Here is a 17,354-nt window from a genome sequence, read left to right as displayed (position 1 = left end):
AATGGACGCTAGAGAAAAAGAAATAGAAAAATTAAAAGATTACAAATATGGTTTTTCAACTGATATTGAAAATACAAGAGCTCCTAAAGGGTTAAATGAGAAAGTTATTAAATTTATTTCGAATATCAAGAAAGAACCAAAATGGATGTTGGATTGGAGACTAAAAGCTTTTGAGAGGCTAAAACAATTAAAAGAGCCAAATTGGCAAAAACCAAAATATCCCAAAATAGATTATCAAGATCTTTATTATTACTCTGCACCAAAAAGTATGGATGATAAGCCTAAAAGTTTAGACGAGTTGGATCCAAAATTACTTGAGACATATAAAAAACTAGGAATACCATTGCAAGAACAAGCAAGATTAAATGGTATAGCTGTAGATGCTGTATTTGATTCAGTTTCAGTTGCCACAACTTTTAAAGGCGAACTAAATAAAAAAGGAATAATTTTTTGCTCAATGTCTGAAGCAATTCAAGAACATCCTGAACTTGTAAAAAAATATCTTGGTTCAGTAATTCCATTATCAGATCATTACTTTGCAACATTAAACTCTGCAGTATTTACAGATGGTTCATTTGTTTACATTCCAGAAGGCATTAGATGTCCAATGGAACTTTCAACATATTTTAGAATTAATGCTACAGAGACAGGTCAATTTGAAAGAACATTAATTATTGCAGATAAAGGAAGTTATGTTAGTTATTTGGAAGGTTGCACAGCACCAATGAGAGATGAAAATCAATTACATGCTGCAAATGTAGAATTGATTGCACTAGATGATGCTGAAATTAAATATTCGACAGTACAAAATTGGTACCCTGGTGATAAAGATGGAAAAGGTGGAATTTATAATTTTGTTACCAAGAGAGGCTTATGTAAGGGAAAAAATTCAAAAATTTCATGGACACAAGTAGAAACTGGATCTGCAATTACCTGGAAATATCCAAGCTGTATTTTAAAAGGAGATAATTCTGTTGGAGAATTTTATTCTATCGCAATAACTAACAATCATCAAAAAGCAGACACTGGCACCAAGATGATTCACCTTGGAAAAAATACAAAAAGTAAAATAATTTCAAAAGGTATATCAGCTGGTTTTGCAGATAATACTTATCGAGGCTTAGTGGATATCGCAAGAAAGGCTGATAACGCTAGGAATTTTACACAATGTGACTCTTTGTTAATGGGAAACAAGTGTGGAGCACACACTGTACCTTATATTAAAAATAAAAATTCAAGTTCAAATATAGAACATGAGGCGACAACTTCAAAAATTAGTGATGAACAATTGTTTTATTGTAATCAAAGAGGCTTAAATCAAGAAGAAGCTGTTAGCTTAATAGTTAATGGTTTTTGCAAGGAAGTATTGCAGCAACTACCAATGGAGTTTGCAGTAGAAGCACAAAAATTAGTTGGAATAAGCTTAGAAGGGAGTGTTGGATAAATGTTACAAATTAAAAATCTTAAAGCAAAAATAGACAATAAAGAAATATTAAAAGGTTTAAACCTAGATATTAAACCAGGAGAAGTTCATGCGATTATGGGTCCAAATGGATCTGGTAAAAGCACACTCTCTAACGTCCTTTCAGGGAAAAAAGGCTACATAGTAAGTGGTGAAATTAAATATTTAAATGAAAACTTATTAGATTTAGAAATTGAAGAAAGAGCACATAAAGGAATATTCTTAGCATTTCAATACCCGTTAGAAATTCCAGGTGTAAATACAAACATTTTTTTGAAGACATCTTTAAATGCAATCAAGAAAGCAAAAGGTGAAAAAGAATTAGATGCAATTGAATTTTTAAAATTAGTTAAACAAAAAGCAGTAGAGTTAAAGTTTGATGAAAAAATTCTAAGTAGACAATTAAATGTAGGATTTTCTGGTGGTGAAAAAAAGAAGAATGAAATTTTACAAATGTCGATATTAAACCCAAAACTATCGATACTAGATGAAACGGACTCTGGTCTTGATATCGATGCCTTAAAAACTGTATCAGAAGGTGTTAATGCATTAAGAAGTAAAGACAGTTCTTTCTTAATTATTACTCATTATCAAAGACTACTAGACTATATAAAACCTGACTTTGTACATGTTTTAATTAATGGACAAATAGTTAAGTCTGGTGGGTCTGAACTTGCGTTAGAACTTGAAAATAAAGGATACGAAAGTTTAAGTTAGATTATGGAGCAACTAAAAATAGATTTTGATAGAGTGATTGAAGGTTTAAAACTTTCAGAGGAAAGTATAGATTCTAGAAAAAAAAACTTTAATCAATTTATGGTGAATGGTTTTCCAAACAAAAGAGTGGAAGATTGGAAATTTTCAGATTTGAATCAGATAATTTCTTCTAATATTAAAAATTTACGTTTCCATAATGACTTAGAACTAGACGAGATTGATGAAAGTATCTTTATTGATAAATTTGCACACAATAAGATAATTTTTCTTAATGGAGTAATTTCTAAAGTTGATTTTAGCTTTGAAGATGACTCCAAAGTTTTGATAACAAGCGATTTAAATCAAAATAAAAATTCTAAAGAAGTTAACCCATTAGTTTCATTGAATAATGCTCTTATTGCTAGCTATATTGGAGTAACGGTTAAAGAGAGCTATTCATTGAATAAGCCTTTAATTATATACAATATTACGACCAAAGAACTTAAGTCAACAGCGATCAATTTGAAAACAGATATTGTTCTTGAAAAAAATAGCAGTTTGAAACTTATAAATTTGTTTGATGATAATTCAGAAAATAATTTTATAAATACAGTTCAAAATTTTGATATTGCACAAGAGGCTATTCTTAAAAATTATAAAATTGATCATAAAAAAAATTCTAATATTAAATACTCCTATAATAATATTAATTTAGAGAAAAATAGTATATCGGAAAATTTTATCTTTTCGACTGGGTCTAAATTCATAAAAAATGAAATTAATTGTAATTTAAATGATGAGTATAGTTCAGCATTTATTAATGGAATAATAAATTTAACAAATTCACAACATCATGAAATTAAAACTAATATTAATCATTTAGCTGAAAATACAAAAAGCTATCAATTAATAAAAAGTGTTTTAAATGACAATGCAAAAGGTATTTATCAAGGTAAAATTTATGTTGATTCAAAAGCCCAAAAAACAAATGGGTATCAACTTAGTAAAGCTATATTATTAAATGAGAATACTGAATTTGATGGAAAACCAGAACTTGAAATTTATGCTGATGACGTAAAGTGCTCTCATGGAGCGACATCTGGAAATTTAGATGAGGATGCAATATTTTATTTGATGTCTCGTGGTTTGAGTCAGCAACAATCAAAAGAATTATTAATTAATGGTTTTCTATTAGACGCAGTTGAAAAAATTACAGACTCAGAAATTAAAGATTTAATTAAAGACATGATAGGAATTACAGAATGAGCATATCTAATATAAAAAAAGAATTTCCAATATTTAGTAACAAGATTCATAATAATGATCTTGTCTACCTTGATAGTGCTAATTCATCACAAAAACCACAATCTGTAATTGATAGAGTAAATGAATTTTATACTAATGAATTCTCAAATACAGGCAGGAGTGTTCATTACTTAGCTGTGGCAGCAACTAATCTTTATGAAAATACACGATCTTCTGTTCAAAAATATATTAACGCTAAAGATAAAAATGAAATTGTATTTACTAAAGGTGCTACTGAAGCAATTAATCTCGTTGCTAATACTTTTGGACAAAAGTATTTAGAACAAGGAGATGAAATTCTTATAACTGAACTTGAGCACCACTCCAATTATGTCCCATGGCACTTTTTAAGACAATCAAAAGGAATTAAAATTGAATTTGCAGAAATTAATGATGATGGTGAAATTACTCTTGAAAGTATTGAAAAAAAAATAAACTCAAAAACAAAATTAATAGCTATTACTCATTTATCTAATGTGACTGGAGCCGTTCTACCTGTTAAAGAAATAACAGAATTAGCTCATTCAAAAGGTATTGCAGTTTTAGTTGATGGTTGTCAGGGTGCACCTCACTTAAAGCTTGATATGCAAGATATTGACTGTGATTTTTATGCTATTTCATGTCATAAAATGTATGGACCAACTGGTCTTGGAGTGCTTTATGCTAAAAAAAAATGGTTAGAGCAATTACCCCCTTATCAAGGTGGTGGTGGTATGATTAATGACGTTAAAAAAGACAGCATTACATACGGTGATTTGCCAAACAAGTATGAGGCTGGAACAATGGCGACAGCACAAGTTATTGCTTTCGATCAATCTATTAAATTCCTAGAAAAAGTTGGAATAGAAAGCATGATTAAACACGAACAAGAATTAATTGTATATGGACAAGAAATCTTAAAAAGAAATAATTCTGTTAAGCTAATAGGTAATCCTAAAAATAGAGCTGCAGTTTTATCCTTTACAATTGAAGGTGTACATCCGCACGACATAGCGACTATACTAGATGAAGATGGTGTTGCTATAAGAGCTGGACATCACTGCTGTCAAATCTTACATGATAAATTAGGAATTTCAGCAAGCGCACGTGCTTCTTTAGGTGTTTATAATACAAAGGAAGACTTAGACCAACTTAATAGCTCAATAAATAACTGTAAAAAAATTTTTAATTTATAATGAATATTAAAGAACTTTATCAAGAAATTATTTTAGAACATGGAAAAAATCCACGCAATCTAAGAAAGACAGAAAATTTTAACAAAGATGCAAAAGGTAACAACCCTCTATGTGGCGACAATGTTCATATATTTCTAAAATTGAATGAAGACAAAAAAGTTGAAGATGTTTCATTTGAGGGAAGTGGCTGTGCAATTTCAATGGCATCAGCATCAATCATGACTGATTTAATGAAGGGAAAAGAAGAAGCTCAAGTCAAAGATATTGTAAATGATTTCCTGGGCATGATTAAAGAAAACCCTGAATTAAAATCAAAAAATCTGCAGGAAGATGAAAAAACTAAATTAATGTGCTTATCTGGTGTAAAACAATATCCAATGAGGGTAAAATGTGCAACTTTATCATGGCACACTTTAATTTCTGCAATTGACAAAACTCAAGAAGAAATCAATACTGAAAACTAGATAAAATTATGGATTTAAGAGAGCAAGTAATAGCAGAAATTAGAAAAATTTATGATCCGGAAATACCGGTTAATATTTATGAATTAGGTTTAATCTATGATGTTAAGGTGAAAGAATCTAAGGCTAAAATTATAATGACTTTAACTACACCCAATTGTCCTGTTGCCGAAAGCTTACCTAAAGAAGTTAAAGATAGCGCCATGCAAGTTGAAGGTATTGAGGAAGTTGATCTTGATTTAGTTTTTGAACCACCCTGGGAAAAATCAATGATGTCTGAAGCTGCTAAATTGGAGTTAAATTTATAATGAATCCTATAATTAAATTAAGTGATAATGCTGCAAGCCGTATTAAAGAAATTATGTCAGGAATTGAATCAAGCTCTATCGGTGTTAGAGTTGCGGTTAAATCAGGTGGTTGTGCAGGCATGTCATATGTAATGGAGTATGCTAAAGAAATTAATCCATCAGATGAAATTATAGAAGACAAAGGTGTAAAGGTTTTTGTTGATGCGGCAGCTGTTATGTATCTACTTGGAACTGAAATGGACTATAAAAAAGAAGAGTTTTCTTCATCTTTTGTATTTAATAATCCCAATGAATCCGAGCGTTGTGGTTGTGGAGAGTCCTTCAAAGTATAGTACAACCAATACGCATAGCAGTATTGCAAATTATGCATATCTAATATACTAATTGGGTATGAATAAGTTTGAATTTAAAAATCTTGTTAAAAATCTCGAAAAGTCATTAAAAGAAAGAACATTCTTCAAGACCCTTCGAACAGAAGTAAATACTGGTGCTAATGGCACGCAGGATTACGTTGTTAAAAAAGGGATTAACAAAGATAAAATCGCAACAACTAGACAGTAATAAATCTTAGCTACTGTAATACATCTCAAATTCAACAGGATGAGGTGCGTGTTCAAATCTATGTATCTCTTCAAATTTTAATGCAATGTAAGCATCAATTTGATCATCCGTAAATACACCACCTTCAGTTAAAAAATCTCTATCCTTATCTAAACTTTCCATAGCTTCTCTTAGGGAGCCACAAACAGTTGGGATATTTCTAACCTCTTCAGGAGGTAAGTCATAAAGATCTTTATCAAAAGATTCACCTGGATGAATTTTATTTTTAATACCATCTAAACCAGCCATAAGCATAGCAGCAAAAGTTAAGTAAGGGTTTCCTGATGCATCAGGAAATCTTATCTCACATCTAGCACCATTTTTATTTAAACTAATCGGTATTCTACAAGATGCAGATCTATTTCTTGCAGAGTAAGCCAACAGTACAGGTGCTTCAAATCCTGGTATTAATCTTTTATAACTATTTGTTGTAGAGTTTGAAAAAGCATTAATAGCTTTTGCATGTTTTAAAATACCACCAATATAATGCAATGCTATCTCTGATAATCCGGCATAAGCTTCACCAGAAAAAACGGGCTTATCATTTTTCCAAATTGATTGATGAATATGCATTCCAGAACCATTGTCACCAGCAACAGGTTTAGGCATAAACGTTGCTGTTTTTCCGAATGAATGAGAAACCATTTGAACCACATATTTATAAAGCTGAACATTATCTGCTGTTTCAACTAAAGTTCCAAAAACCATACCTAGCTCATGTTGACTTGGAGCAACTTCATGGTGATGTTTTTCAACTTTAACACCAACTTCTTTTAAACTTTTTAAATATTCACCTCTCATATCTTGTTCGCTATCAACTGGAGGAACTGGAAAGTATCCACCTTTTACTGGAGGTCTATGACCCATATTTCCATTGGCATATATGGTTCCAGAATTATAAGGACCTTCTTTGCTGTCTATTATAAAACCAGTATTATTTGGATCATTATTAATTCTAACATCGTCAAAAACAAAAAATTCGGGTTCTGGACCAAAAAATGCCTTATCACCAATTCCAGATTTTTTTAAATACTCTTCTGCTTTTTTCGCCGTTCCTCTTGGGTCTCTTTCATAAGGAGATTTTTTAACAGCATCTAAAATGTCACAAAAAAGTATTAAAGTATTATGAGAGGTAAAAGGATCCATAACAAGTCTTGATGTATCAGGTTTTAAAATCATATCTAACTCGTTGATAGCCTTCCACCCAGCTATGGATGAACCGTCAAAAAATACACCCTCATTAAGCATTTCTTCGTCAACAATCGTATGGTCCATGGTTAAATGTTGAAGTTTTCCTCTAGGGTCAGTAAATCTTAAATCAATAAATTCAACTTCTTTATCTTTAATAAATTTTAATACATTACTAGCAGTCATAGTTTCTCCCTTTTTAAATTTTGTAGCTCATTATTAACAAATCTTTTTAAAATAATATTGCTTGATTAATAAATATCACCTATGCGTTTTTTACATATGAATTACAACATTATTTGCTAAATTAGCAATCAATTGTTAGTTGAAATATGAGCTTATTAGACAAAGAACCAGTTAAAAGAGTGGAAAAATTTCTTAAAGGTTTTGACCAATCTTTGGAAGTTATCGTACTTGAGAATTCAGCCAGAACAGCAAAAGATGCGGCAATAGCTTTAGCTTGTGATGTGGGTGCAATTGTTAAGAGCTTATTATTTAAAACTGGGGATAATTTTACCTTGTGTTTAGTGGCAGGTGACAAGAGATGCTCATTAAATAAATTAAAAAAAATTAAGAATATAAAAGATATTTCTATGGCTTCTCCAGAAGAAGTTAAAACTCAAACTGGCTATACAATAGGTGGTGTTTCACCAGTAGGTCATCTAAATAAGCTAGAAATTTTTATAGATAAATCTTTAGAAAGGTTTAATGAACTGTTTTCCGCAGCGGGACATCCAAACTGCGTTTTTAAGATTAATTTTAAAGATATTCAAAAAATTACAAATGGGAAAATTGAAGATATAATTGAATGAGACAGCCTAAATTAATTGATTATACTTTATTAGTAATTTTATCTTTAATATGGGCTTCAGCTTTTTTTAATATAAAAATTGCAACAGAATCCTTTGGTCCTATTACAATTGCTTTCTTAAGAGTTTTTTTTGGATCAATTCCAGTACTATTATTATGTTTTTATAAAAAAATTAAAATAGAAGCTTTTTCAAAAGATTGGTATTGGTTTGCTATAATTGGATTTGTAAATTTAGTACTACCATTTTTTTTAATTGCCTACGGTGTAAAATCGGTTCAAAGTAACTTAGCAGCAATATTAATGTCAACTACACCATTAAGCTCAACTGTATTAGGACATTTTTTTACTAAAAATGAAAAATTTGACTTTATTAAAACATTTGGAATATTAATTGGTTTTTCAGGAATAGTTTATTTATTTTCAGACAATTTTTTAATTAATGATAATAATTTTTTCTCTGCATTAATGATTTTACTTGGGTCAACTTGTTATGTCATAGGTGGAGTTTTAACTCTTAAAATCAGTGATAAAAAAAATGAGAATGTAACAGGCTCAATATTAATCTGGGCTATAATAATTTTGATACCCTTAGTTTCTTTTATAGAAAAACCTTGGGAAACTACACCCTCAATAATGCCAAGTATTTCTGTAGTTTATCTTGGTTTAGTATCAACAGGTTTAGCATGGCTTCTTAGATTTAGAATTTTAAAGAATAATGGACTAATATTTCAGTCTCAAGTTTCTTATTTAATACCTATTTTTGGAATTATATTAAGTTATATATTTTTAGATGAATTAATTACTGATAAAGTTTTAACTTCACTATTAGCAGTTTTAGTTGGGCTTTATTTTGTAAAAAAAGCAGGAAATAAAAAGACTATTTAAGTTTAGTGATTAGTAAATTATTTCTTAAATAATATTTTAGCGTTAAAAGAAAAAGATCTTCTCTCACCATCTACGTTAAATGGGTATGCAGTATGCATCAAATAATTTGGAAAAATCAATAGATCCCCTAATTTAGGGTTTAAATTATAGATACTTTTACTCAAAAAGTGTGTTTGCCCATTAATAAAATCAATAGTTCCATTAGTTTTAAACTTTTTATTTTTAACAAGTTTATTTTGATTCATATTTTTTGGGATTCTAAGATAGCCAACTCCTGACAATTGTCCCTCATGATAATGAATAGGATTATATTCATTTTTTAATTGCCTAACTACCCATAGATTAATTATTCTAATTTCTTTAATTTTTTTTACATCAGACTTATCAAGATAAATTTTGATATTATTTATTAACTCTTTAGACAAACTTTTATTAACTAATGTTTTAGGTATCCTGATTTCATTTTTAATTTGACTTGCCAGTTTAGAGCTATAATCATTTTCTTTAGATAATTGAGACTTATCAATGTGATTATTTAATATAGTAATAATTTTTTTAGATAACTTACTTTTTCCTATAGTTGGTCCAAAAGCTCTAAATGTTTTCATATTTTATCTATAATAATTTAATACTTGTTTTATGCAAACAACTTCAGTCCCATTTGAATAGCGACAAATATGACAAGTGCCGATGTTACTAGAGCTAATATTCTTGCAGGAAAAATTTTAAGATTCAAAAAATTTCCTAATTGACCGCCTAATAAAACAAATAGAAATAACGGCCAATAATCATAAATCCCATTTATTGTTGATGTTTTTGTAAATTGACCAGCAAGTCCTGATAAAGAATTAATTAGTATAAATAACGATGCTGCTGTTGCAATATTTTTTGCTTTGTCCACTCTAATTAATAACAATATAGGGCTTAAAAAAATACCACCACCAATTCCAACCATACCAGACACAAATCCAATAGATGCACCAATTAATAGTGATAATATTATTGGTATCTTTTTATAAACTTCAATTTTTTGATCAAAAGATTGAAATTTTATGAGAAGTAGAGCTCCTGCTAATGCCAAGACAACAAAAAGTAAAATTTCAAAAACCTCTTTATCTATCGATAAAGATCCACCTATGAATGCAAGTGGAACAGATGATATTAAGTATGGGGTAAGTATCTTAAGATTGATATTCCCAGCTTTAATATAGTTAATACAATTTCCTGATACGACAATAATATTACAAAAGAGGGCAATTACAGGAAAGATCAAGTAAGGAACATCCCAAATTAATAGAAGAGCTAGATAGGTGGAGCCACCCCCAAATCCAACACTTGAATATAAAGTTGCTGTTAGAAGAAATAAAAATGATAATATAATCATAATAATTATTTTAAATTTATGATTGTAAATATAGCACTTTTAACAGTTACAGACACTAGAACTTATGAGAATGATAAGTCAGGTGCGATCTTAGTAAAAAAAATAGAGGAGGCTAAACATAAATTAATAGATAGAAAAATTTGCAAAGATAACAAAGAAGACATTATTATAATCCTTAAAGATTGGATTAATCAATCTAAAATAGACGTTGTAATTACAACTGGTGGCACTGGACTTACGGGTCGAGATATTACACCGGAGGCAGTGAATGAGATTGCTGACAAGCATATCCCAGGTTTTGGAGAAGTGTTTAGAACAATTAGTTTAAAGACAGTCGGCACTTCTGCTATTCAATCTAGAGCTTGTGCAATTTTAGCTAATGGCAAATATGTATTTGCTCTACCGGGTTCTTCAGGTGGGGTCACTGATGCTTGGGATGGAATTTTAAAACATCAGTTAGATATAAATCACAAACCCTGTAATTTTGTAGAACTATTTCCAAGACTTAAGGAAAAATAATTATTTTTGATATTTTTCTTTCCACTCTGGATAAGGCATACCATATATATGTTCACGTGCATCTAGATCTGAAATTTCAATACCTTTTTTTTCTGCTTCTTCTCGATACCATTTTGATAAACAGTTTCTGCAAAAACCAGCAAGATTCATAATGTCAATATTTTGAACATCTTTTCTTTTATCCAAATGCTGAAGTAATCTTTCAAATGTTGCTGACTGCAATTCTATTTTTTTATCTTCATTCATAATAAAATTATTAGACACATTTTAATTAAGCACAAGATGTAGTTATATCAATCATAAGTTGCACCCATTTTAGTCAGTGTGTCTATATTCTTATTCTAGTAAATTTGATGAAATTAATATGTGAAAAAAAAAAAAAATACCTAAGAAGTCCAAAAGTAAAACCAAAAAAAAATCTAAAATTAATTTGGTTAAACAATCATCAATAAAAAAAAAGAAGATTAAAGCAGCAAAAAAGACTGCAATAAAAAAAAAAATCAAAATAATTAAAAAAAAAAAAGAAAATAAAAAAAACAGTTAATAAAAAAAAAATAAAAAAAAATAAAATCAAGAATGTTAAAAAAAGAATACCAAGTAAGAGCGAAATGCAGAGACAAGAAAATTTAATACAAGAAATACACGAAGCACAAAGACAAGAAGAGCAAAGACAAACACAAAGACAAGAAGCACAAAGACAAGAAGCACAAAGACAAGAAGCACAAAGACAAGAAGCACAAAGACAAACACAAAGACAAGAAGAGCAAAGACAAGAAGAGCAAAGACAAGAAGAGCAAAGACAAACACAAAGACAAGAAGCACAAAGACAAACACAAAGACAAGAAGCACAAATACAAGAAGAGCAAAGACAAGAAGAGCAAAGACAAGAAGAGCAAAGACAAACACAAAGACAAGAAGAGCAAAGACAAGAAGAGCAAAGACAAACACAAAGACAAGAAGAGCAAAGACAAGAAGAGCAAAGACAAACACAAAGACAAGAAGCACAAAGACAAGAAGAGCAAAGACAAACACAAAGACAAGAAGCACAAAGACAAACACAAATACAAGAGCAAAGAAAAGAAGAAAAAAGACAAGAGCAAAGACAAAAAGCTCAAACACAAGAGGAGCAAAATAAAGATGAAAAAAAATAACCAAAAAATACCCAATGACCTTAAATTGGGTTTTAAAAAAATAACAAATTTTACATCGCGGTCGATAAATAAAGTTTATAAAAATTATAAAAAGAAAAAAAAGGTTGAAGAAAAAAATGAATTAAAGCTTAGAGAAGAGCAAGTTAAAAAAGAACAAAAAAAAACAGAATTAAAAATAAAAGAACAATCAAAAAGAGATGATGAGATAAAAGCAAAAGAACATGAGTTAAAATTAAGAGATAGAGAATTAGAATCAAAAAACAAGGAACAATCAATAAAAAATTATCAAATAAAAACTAAAGAACAAAAAATAAAATTAAGGCAAGAGGAATTACAATTAAATGAACAAGAAAAAATATTAAGAGAAAAAGAGATAGTATTAAAAGAAAAGGAAATAGGATTAAGAGAAAAAGAATTAAATCTATGGGGAAAAGAACAATCAACAAAAGATGATGAGATAAAAATAAAAGAACAAAAACTAGAATTAAAACAGCAAGATCTTGAATCAAAATACAAAGAACAGTCAACAAAAAATGATGAAATAAAAACAAAAGAAGAAAAACTAGAGCTAAAACAGCAAGAACTCGAATTAAGAGAAAAAATATTAAAACAAAAAGAAATTGAACAGAAAAAAATAAATGATCAAAAAAATCAAAAAAAAATAGAACTTGAAAACCAAAGAATCAAAGAGTGGGAAGTTAAATTTGATCAGGAGTTAAAATTAAAAGAAGAAAAAGAAGCATTCAAATTAGAGCAACTCAAAATAAAAGAAAAGGAAACACCAAAAATTAACAAATGGTTAGATAAATATAACGAGAGGTTAAAATTAGAAAAAAAAGAGGAAAGATTAAAATTTGATATAAATAAACCAAATGAATATGAGGATCAAAAAATAAAAGAAAAGCTAATCTCAAAATTAGAGGACTTTGAGATAGACCATAATAAGAAAAACTAGACACTAATAGAGCATGTGGGGCTGTATTCAATCTTAAGTAGAAAATTTATTATTTAATTAATAGATATTTACATCAATACTTGGTTAAATTTGTATATGGCTATCATAAAAAAAAAATTAGCTAAGAAGTCCAAAAGTAAAACCAAAAAAAAATCAAAAATTAATTTGGTTAAACAATCATCAATAAAAAAAAAGAAGATTAAAGCAGCAAAAAAGACTGCGACAAAAAAAAAGTTAAAAAAGCCAATTAAAAAAAATAACATAAATAATAATAATAATAATAAAAATAGAGAGAGAGAAAATATGAGCACTGAAACTGTAAAAGGTGGACAGTCTCCATTACTGGATACGTCTCACTTAAAAGTTCCATTTCCATTTAAGAAAAAGTATGGAAATTTTATAGGAGGGAAATTCGTTGAACCAAAATCAGGAAAATATTTTGGCAACGTAAGCCCAATTAATAATGAGGTTATATGTGAAGTCCCAAGATCAGATGCAAAAGATGTTGAGGCTGCATTAGATGCTGCGCACGCTGCATTTCCTGCGTGGGGAGTTACATCAATAACTGAAAGATCAAATATACTGCTTAAGATAGCAGATGTTATTGAAAAAAATCTAAACTTACTAGCAACTGCTGAATGTTTGGATAATGGTAAACCAATTAGAGAATGTATGGCTGCAGATTTACCGTTAGTTGTTGATCATTGGAGATATTTTGCTGGAGTTATTAGAGCAGAAGAAGGTTCAGTTTCTGAGATAAGTAATAGTGAATATTCTTATCATATCCCTGAGCCACTTGGTGTAGTTGCACAAATTATACCTTGGAACTTCCCATTATTAATGGCAACATGGAAACTTGCACCAGCTTTGGCTGCGGGAAATTGTGTAATCTTAAAACCAGCTGAACAAACACCAGCATCTATCTTGCTTTTAATGGAATTAATTGGAGATCTATTACCTCCTGGAGTTCTTAATGTTGTAAGTGGATTTGGTTTGGAAGCTGGGAAACCTTTAGCGTCATCTAAAAGAATTAGAAAGATTGCTTTTACAGGTGAGACTACAACTGGACGTTTGATCATGCAGTACGCGGCGCAAAACTTAATTCCAATAACTTTAGAATTAGGTGGAAAATCTCCAAATGTTTTCTTTGAAGATGTCATGGATCAAGATGACGACTTCTTTGATAAATGTCTTGAAGGTTTCACAATGTTTGCTCTCAATCAGGGTGAAGTTTGTACTTGTCCTAGTAGAGTATTAGTTCAAGAATCTATCTATGATAAATTTATGGAAAGAGCAATTGCTAGAACAAAAGCCATCGTCCAAGACAACCCTTTAAAAATGGAAACCATGATTGGTGCGCAAGTATCATTGGAGCAAATGGAAAAAATAAAATCTTACCTAGACTTAGGGAAGAAAGAGGGCGCTAAAGTTCTATGTGGAGGTGAAGTTGCCAACTTAAACAGTGGACTGGAAAAAGGCAATTATATCCAACCTACTATTTTTGAAGGGGATAACTCTATGAGAATATTTCAAGAAGAAATTTTTGGTCCAGTTGTATCAGTTACTAAATTTAAAGATGAAGCTCATGCATTAGAAATTGCTAATGACACTCTTTATGGTTTAGGTGCTGGTGTTTGGACTAGAAATGGGAATGTTGCTTATAGAATGGGAAGAGGTATCCAGGCAGGAAGAGTTTGGACAAACTGCTACCATGCTTATCCAGCTCATGCTGCTTTTGGAGGTTACAAGCAATCTGGAATCGGTAGAGAAACTCATAAAATGATGCTTAATCATTATAGACAAGTGAAGAACTTACACGTGTCTTATAGTGAGAAAAAATTAGGTTTCTTTTAACAGATATATTATTCTGGCCCGTAAAATAAACGGGCCATATAAAACTATGAAAGTATCAGCAACAAATTTAGCATTAGAATTAATTGAAGATTTAAAGAAAGATCATGGTGAAGAGCTTTTATTTCATCAATCAGGTGGTTGTTGTGATGGCAGTGCTCCAATGTGTTATCCTGTTAAAGAATTTTTAATAAGTGATGACGATGTATTAGTTGGAAAAATTGGAGGTATCCCTTTCTACATAAGTGAAACTCAGCACACAGCCTGGAAAAATACAGATTTAATTATTGATTGCATTAAAGGAATGGGTGGAATGTTCTCTCTAGATAATGGTACTGGAAGAAGATTTCTAACAAGGTCAGAAATTTGTGTACCTGAAAAAAGTCAATCCAATTAATTAAATCTCATTCTAATTCTTAGCGTAAGTAAAATTACTATAATAATAAGATAAATTAAAGGCTCTGCCGTAACTACTTTGACTAACCACAAGTAGTGAGTAATTCCTAATAAAGAAATTATATAAATAAGTTTGTGTAGTTTTTTCCATTTATCTCTTAACAACCTCATCATTCGTTTAGATGAAGTAAGAGCAAGTGGCACTAATAAAAGCCAAGCTAAAAATCCAGCAAATATAAATTTTTTTTTAACAATATCATCACTAATACTAGACCAATCAAAGCGATAATCTATTCCCACATATGTCATCATATGCGCTGATGCATAAAAAAAGACAAACAAACCAAACATTCTCCTATAGCTAATCCAAAAATTTAATCTAGTAAATTTTTGTAAAGGAGTCATTGCAAGAGTTATTATAATAAAACGAAGAGTCCAATTACCAGTTACATGTGTAATTTCTTTTACAGGTTCAGGACCTAACTGGTTAAAGGTAATTTGATAAAAAATAATTAGTATTGGCAGTAAAGATAAAAAGAAAATTGGTATTTTTATATATTTATGCATTTTTTATAAAAATAATTTTATGTATTTAAAAGTTTTTCTTTAAATCCATACCTGAATATAAATTTGCAACTTCATCACCGTACCCATTAAACATTTCAGTTTCAATTCTGGGAGATAAAATACCCTCACCTATGACACGTTCTGTTGCTTGTGACCATCTAGGATGTGAAACATTTGGGTTAACATTTGAGTAAAACCCATATTCTCTTGGGGACGATCTCATCCAAGATGAGGTAGGCATTTTTTTAACTAATTTTATTTTAACAATTGCTTTTGCACTTTTAAAACCATATTTCCATGGAATAAAAATTCTCAATGGAGCTCCATTTTGGTTAGGCAATGCCTTACCATAAAGCCCAGTAACAACTGTTGTTATAGGATGCATAGCTTCGTCAATTCTTAATCCTTCTCTATAGGGCCAATTTAAAACTGGATATCTCTGGCCTTTCATTTGTTCAGGGTCATAAACACTTTCAAATTCGACAAATTTTGCAGTATTTTTAATAGATACTTTACTAAGTAACTTATTTAGAGAAAACCCCATCCAAGGAATAACCATGGACCAACCCTCAACACACCTAAGTTTGTAAATTCTTTCTTCAGAAGGAAATAAAGAAATTATTTCTTCAGCTGAAAGTGTAATTGGATTGTCTACCTCACCTTCAATAGTAACACTCCACGGTTTAGTAACAAATTCTTGTGAATTTTTGAAAGGGTCACCTTTTCCAGTTCCAAACTCATAATAGTTGTTATAAGTCATGATATCCTTATATGAGGTTAGCTCAGTTTTATTTTGTGAGTAAGCATTGTTTAAAAACGGTATACTACTTAAGGATAATGAACCCACACCTAAGCCAATAGATTTAATAAACTTTCTTCTTTTATTGTATATTTGTTCAGGTGTTATTTCTGAATATTTATATTTTTTCATTTTTAATAGGATTACCTTTTAGCCACTCACTTTGTTCATTTTTATAATGTTCTTTTTTCCATATAGGAGATCTTTTTTTAATTTCTTCAATAATATATCTAGATACTACATAGGCTTCATCTCTGTGTTTGCAAGCAACTGCAATAATAATACTAGTTTCGCCAAGCTCCACATAACCTTTAATATGTTCTATAAATACTGCTTTATCAATAATTTTTAGCTTTTCAGTGGTTTCTTTATAAATTTCATTAAAGCTTTTTAATACTAGTTCGTCATGACTGTCATAAGTGATTCCAACAACTTCTTTATTTTCATTAACGTTTCTGACTGTGCCATTAAAAATAATTGATGCACCATATGAGGAAGATCTTACAAATGCCTCTGCTACAGAAGTTTTTATTTTATTTTTTTCAATATCTATAATTTTTGTATGTAGCATCAACCACCGCCTATTGGAGGTATTATTCCAATTTTTTGATCTTTTATAATCTTAAAGTCATCACTAACAATATTATTATCTTCCGAGCAAAAAACAGAGTTTTTTACAATTTTAATAAAATTCTCATTACCCTTAAAGTTTTTATCTAAGTAATTAATTACTTCTTTCCTAAAATCTTTAATTTCAATCTTTTGTTTAATGTCAAATTCTAAGAATTCTTTATTACTAAAATCTTTACTTGCTCCAAATAGTTCAAGCTTAATTTTCATG

23 protein-coding genes are annotated in these 17,354 nt (G+C 29.9%); 15 read left to right on the top strand and 8 right to left on the bottom strand.

All coding sequences use genetic code 11. The features are described from left to right. Position 1 precedes the first annotated feature (1 nt). The 8 genes from sufB to ABXT65_RS04565 are packed head-to-tail and all read left to right on the top strand — an operon-like array spanning position 2 to position 5,968. Positions 2-1,444 (top strand): Fe-S cluster assembly protein SufB, encoded by a 1,443-nt coding sequence (gene sufB / locus ABXT65_RS04600; RefSeq protein ID WP_415322579.1) that lies wholly within the window; start codon positions 2-4, stop codon positions 1,442-1,444. Next, positions 1,445-2,179: a Fe-S cluster assembly ATPase SufC gene (gene sufC, locus ABXT65_RS04595; protein ID WP_415322577.1), complete on the top strand. Its 735-nt coding sequence runs from the start codon at positions 1,445-1,447 to the stop codon at positions 2,177-2,179. Further along, a complete protein-coding gene (gene sufD, locus ABXT65_RS04590; RefSeq protein WP_415324205.1) occupies positions 2,180-3,424 on the top strand; it encodes a Fe-S cluster assembly protein SufD in 1,245 nt (414 codons plus the stop codon). Further along, positions 3,421-4,638 carry an aminotransferase class V-fold PLP-dependent enzyme gene (locus ABXT65_RS04585; protein ID WP_415322575.1) on the top strand — a complete coding sequence of 406 codons (1,218 nt, stop codon included), beginning with the start codon at positions 3,421-3,423 and terminating at the stop codon, positions 4,636-4,638. Before sufD ends, ABXT65_RS04585 begins: the two co-directional genes overlap by 4 nt. After that, a complete protein-coding gene (sufU, locus tag ABXT65_RS04580) occupies positions 4,638-5,102 on the top strand; it encodes a Fe-S cluster assembly sulfur transfer protein SufU (RefSeq protein ID WP_415322573.1) in 465 nt (154 codons plus the stop codon). The genes ABXT65_RS04585 and sufU overlap by 1 nt, the downstream gene beginning before the upstream one ends. An 8-nt stretch (positions 5,103-5,110) precedes the next feature. Then, the gene (locus ABXT65_RS04575) at positions 5,111-5,407 is read left to right on the top strand and encodes an iron-sulfur cluster assembly protein (RefSeq protein WP_415322572.1); all 297 of its coding nucleotides are present in this window, start codon (positions 5,111-5,113) and stop codon (positions 5,405-5,407) included. After that, positions 5,407-5,739 (top strand): HesB/IscA family protein, encoded by a 333-nt coding sequence (locus tag ABXT65_RS04570; protein ID WP_415290954.1) that lies wholly within the window; start codon positions 5,407-5,409, stop codon positions 5,737-5,739. The genes ABXT65_RS04575 and ABXT65_RS04570 overlap by 1 nt, the downstream gene beginning before the upstream one ends. Before the next feature lie 58 nt (positions 5,740-5,797). After that, complete coding sequence (locus tag ABXT65_RS04565) at positions 5,798-5,968, top strand: hypothetical protein (protein ID WP_415322570.1); 171 nt, start codon at positions 5,798-5,800, stop codon at positions 5,966-5,968. Between the two features lie 6 nt (positions 5,969-5,974). On the opposite strand, the gene glnA is transcribed toward ABXT65_RS04565, so the two are convergent. Continuing rightward, positions 5,975-7,381: a type I glutamate--ammonia ligase gene (gene glnA, locus ABXT65_RS04560; RefSeq protein WP_415322568.1), complete on the bottom strand. Its 1,407-nt coding sequence runs from the start codon at positions 7,379-7,381 to the stop codon at positions 5,975-5,977. Positions 7,382-7,527: 146 nt separating this feature from the next. On the opposite strand from glnA, the gene ABXT65_RS04555 reads away from it, so the two are divergent. Together ABXT65_RS04555 and ABXT65_RS04550 are read left to right on the top strand one after the other, a co-directional pair. Next, on the top strand, positions 7,528-8,007 hold the full coding sequence (locus ABXT65_RS04555; protein WP_415322566.1) for a YbaK/EbsC family protein: 480 nt from the start codon (positions 7,528-7,530) through the stop codon (positions 8,005-8,007). After that, on the top strand, positions 8,004-8,891 hold the full coding sequence (locus ABXT65_RS04550) for a DMT family transporter (RefSeq protein WP_415322564.1): 888 nt from the start codon (positions 8,004-8,006) through the stop codon (positions 8,889-8,891). The genes ABXT65_RS04555 and ABXT65_RS04550 overlap by 4 nt, the downstream gene beginning before the upstream one ends. 17 nt (positions 8,892-8,908) lie before the next feature. Here the strand turns inward: ABXT65_RS04550 and ABXT65_RS04545 are convergent, their stop codons facing one another. Beyond that, positions 8,909-9,499 carry a 2OG-Fe(II) oxygenase family protein gene (locus ABXT65_RS04545; RefSeq protein WP_415322562.1) on the bottom strand — a complete coding sequence of 197 codons (591 nt, stop codon included), beginning with the start codon at positions 9,497-9,499 and terminating at the stop codon, positions 8,909-8,911. A gap of 29 nt (positions 9,500-9,528) precedes the next feature. Beyond that, positions 9,529-10,275: a sulfite exporter TauE/SafE family protein gene (locus ABXT65_RS04540; protein WP_415322560.1), complete on the bottom strand. Its 747-nt coding sequence runs from the start codon at positions 10,273-10,275 to the stop codon at positions 9,529-9,531. An 18-nt stretch (positions 10,276-10,293) separates the two neighbouring features. On the opposite strand from ABXT65_RS04540, the gene ABXT65_RS04535 reads away from it, so the two are divergent. Then, complete coding sequence (locus ABXT65_RS04535) at positions 10,294-10,794, top strand: molybdenum cofactor synthesis domain-containing protein (RefSeq protein WP_415322558.1); 501 nt, start codon at positions 10,294-10,296, stop codon at positions 10,792-10,794. Here the strand turns inward: ABXT65_RS04535 and ABXT65_RS04530 are convergent, their stop codons facing one another. After that, positions 10,795-11,040 carry a DUF1244 domain-containing protein gene (locus tag ABXT65_RS04530; protein WP_415322556.1) on the bottom strand — a complete coding sequence of 82 codons (246 nt, stop codon included), beginning with the start codon at positions 11,038-11,040 and terminating at the stop codon, positions 10,795-10,797. It abuts the gene before it with no gap. A gap of 362 nt (positions 11,041-11,402) precedes the next feature. Between ABXT65_RS04530 and ABXT65_RS04525 the strand changes: the two genes are divergently transcribed. The 4 genes from ABXT65_RS04525 to ABXT65_RS04510 all read left to right on the top strand — a co-directional run bounded on the left by ABXT65_RS04525 (position 11,403) and on the right by ABXT65_RS04510 (position 15,148). Continuing rightward, on the top strand, positions 11,403-11,945 hold the full coding sequence (locus tag ABXT65_RS04525) for a hypothetical protein (protein ID WP_415322554.1): 543 nt from the start codon (positions 11,403-11,405) through the stop codon (positions 11,943-11,945). Continuing rightward, positions 11,932-12,900 (top strand): hypothetical protein, encoded by a 969-nt coding sequence (locus ABXT65_RS04520; protein WP_415322552.1) that lies wholly within the window; start codon positions 11,932-11,934, stop codon positions 12,898-12,900. Before ABXT65_RS04525 ends, ABXT65_RS04520 begins: the two co-directional genes overlap by 14 nt. A gap of 303 nt (positions 12,901-13,203) precedes the next feature. Continuing rightward, the gene (locus ABXT65_RS04515) at positions 13,204-14,754 is read left to right on the top strand and encodes an aldehyde dehydrogenase family protein (protein WP_415324204.1); all 1,551 of its coding nucleotides are present in this window, start codon (positions 13,204-13,206) and stop codon (positions 14,752-14,754) included. A 46-nt stretch (positions 14,755-14,800) separates the two neighbouring features. Then, positions 14,801-15,148 (top strand): DUF779 domain-containing protein, encoded by a 348-nt coding sequence (locus ABXT65_RS04510; RefSeq protein WP_415278681.1) that lies wholly within the window; start codon positions 14,801-14,803, stop codon positions 15,146-15,148. Here the strand turns inward: ABXT65_RS04510 and ABXT65_RS04505 are convergent. From ABXT65_RS04505 to ABXT65_RS04490, 4 genes are read right to left on the bottom strand one after another with little or no spacing between them, the layout of a single operon-like run. Continuing rightward, positions 15,145-15,714 carry a sulfite oxidase heme-binding subunit YedZ gene (locus ABXT65_RS04505; RefSeq protein WP_415322550.1) on the bottom strand — a complete coding sequence of 190 codons (570 nt, stop codon included), beginning with the start codon at positions 15,712-15,714 and terminating at the stop codon, positions 15,145-15,147. The two genes, ABXT65_RS04510 and ABXT65_RS04505, sit on opposite strands and share 4 nt — an antisense overlap. 25 nt (positions 15,715-15,739) lie before the next feature. Next, positions 15,740-16,645, bottom strand: coding sequence for a protein-methionine-sulfoxide reductase catalytic subunit MsrP (gene msrP, locus ABXT65_RS04500; protein ID WP_415322548.1), 906 nt, complete (start codon positions 16,643-16,645; stop codon positions 15,740-15,742). Beyond that, positions 16,632-17,084 carry a molybdopterin synthase catalytic subunit gene (locus ABXT65_RS04495; RefSeq protein WP_415322546.1) on the bottom strand — a complete coding sequence of 151 codons (453 nt, stop codon included), beginning with the start codon at positions 17,082-17,084 and terminating at the stop codon, positions 16,632-16,634. The genes msrP and ABXT65_RS04495 overlap by 14 nt, the downstream gene beginning before the upstream one ends. Further along, positions 17,084-17,353 carry a molybdopterin biosynthesis protein MoeD gene (locus ABXT65_RS04490; RefSeq protein ID WP_415322544.1) on the bottom strand — a complete coding sequence of 90 codons (270 nt, stop codon included), beginning with the start codon at positions 17,351-17,353 and terminating at the stop codon, positions 17,084-17,086. Before ABXT65_RS04490 ends, ABXT65_RS04495 begins: the two co-directional genes overlap by 1 nt. Position 17,354 lies beyond the last annotated feature (1 nt).

Origin of the sequence: Candidatus Pelagibacter sp. Uisw_127, from assembly GCF_047722515.1 — a bacterium.
Taxonomy (GTDB): domain Bacteria; phylum Pseudomonadota; class Alphaproteobacteria; order Pelagibacterales; family Pelagibacteraceae; genus Pelagibacter.
The sequence above is the reverse complement of the archived record's forward strand: the minus strand, read 5'-3'. Positions and strand labels throughout refer to the sequence as shown.

Bases quoted from the DNA above. Each gene is read 5' to 3' on its own strand.
- sufB (WP_415322579.1), top strand. From the start codon at position 2: ATGGACGCTAGAGAAAAAGAAATAGAAAAATTAAAAGATTACAAATAT.
- sufC (WP_415322577.1), top strand. From the start codon at position 1,445: ATGTTACAAATTAAAAATCTTAAAGCAAAAATAGACAATAAAGAAATA.
- ABXT65_RS04585 (WP_415322575.1), top strand. From the start codon at position 3,421: ATGAGCATATCTAATATAAAAAAAGAATTTCCAATATTTAGTAACAAG.
- sufU (WP_415322573.1), top strand. From the start codon at position 4,638: ATGAATATTAAAGAACTTTATCAAGAAATTATTTTAGAACATGGAAAA.
- ABXT65_RS04575 (WP_415322572.1), top strand. From the start codon at position 5,111: ATGGATTTAAGAGAGCAAGTAATAGCAGAAATTAGAAAAATTTATGAT.
- ABXT65_RS04570 (WP_415290954.1), top strand. From the start codon at position 5,407: ATGAATCCTATAATTAAATTAAGTGATAATGCTGCAAGCCGTATTAAA.
- ABXT65_RS04565 (WP_415322570.1), top strand. From the start codon at position 5,798: ATGAATAAGTTTGAATTTAAAAATCTTGTTAAAAATCTCGAAAAGTCA.
- glnA (WP_415322568.1), bottom strand. From the start codon at position 7,381: ATGACTGCTAGTAATGTATTAAAATTTATTAAAGATAAAGAAGTTGAA.
- ABXT65_RS04555 (WP_415322566.1), top strand. From the start codon at position 7,528: ATGAGCTTATTAGACAAAGAACCAGTTAAAAGAGTGGAAAAATTTCTT.
- ABXT65_RS04550 (WP_415322564.1), top strand. From the start codon at position 8,004: ATGAGACAGCCTAAATTAATTGATTATACTTTATTAGTAATTTTATCT.
- ABXT65_RS04545 (WP_415322562.1), bottom strand. From the start codon at position 9,499: ATGAAAACATTTAGAGCTTTTGGACCAACTATAGGAAAAAGTAAGTTA.
- ABXT65_RS04540 (WP_415322560.1), bottom strand. From the start codon at position 10,275: ATGATTATATTATCATTTTTATTTCTTCTAACAGCAACTTTATATTCA.
- ABXT65_RS04535 (WP_415322558.1), top strand. From the start codon at position 10,294: ATGATTGTAAATATAGCACTTTTAACAGTTACAGACACTAGAACTTAT.
- ABXT65_RS04530 (WP_415322556.1), bottom strand. From the start codon at position 11,040: ATGAATGAAGATAAAAAAATAGAATTGCAGTCAGCAACATTTGAAAGA.
- ABXT65_RS04525 (WP_415322554.1), top strand. From the start codon at position 11,403: ATGCAGAGACAAGAAAATTTAATACAAGAAATACACGAAGCACAAAGA.
- ABXT65_RS04520 (WP_415322552.1), top strand. From the start codon at position 11,932: ATGAAAAAAAATAACCAAAAAATACCCAATGACCTTAAATTGGGTTTT.
- ABXT65_RS04515 (WP_415324204.1), top strand. From the start codon at position 13,204: ATGAGCACTGAAACTGTAAAAGGTGGACAGTCTCCATTACTGGATACG.
- ABXT65_RS04510 (WP_415278681.1), top strand. From the start codon at position 14,801: ATGAAAGTATCAGCAACAAATTTAGCATTAGAATTAATTGAAGATTTA.
- ABXT65_RS04505 (WP_415322550.1), bottom strand. From the start codon at position 15,714: ATGCATAAATATATAAAAATACCAATTTTCTTTTTATCTTTACTGCCA.
- msrP (WP_415322548.1), bottom strand. From the start codon at position 16,645: ATGAAAAAATATAAATATTCAGAAATAACACCTGAACAAATATACAAT.
- ABXT65_RS04495 (WP_415322546.1), bottom strand. From the start codon at position 17,084: ATGCTACATACAAAAATTATAGATATTGAAAAAAATAAAATAAAAACT.
- ABXT65_RS04490 (WP_415322544.1), bottom strand. From the start codon at position 17,353: ATGAAAATTAAGCTTGAACTATTTGGAGCAAGTAAAGATTTTAGTAAT.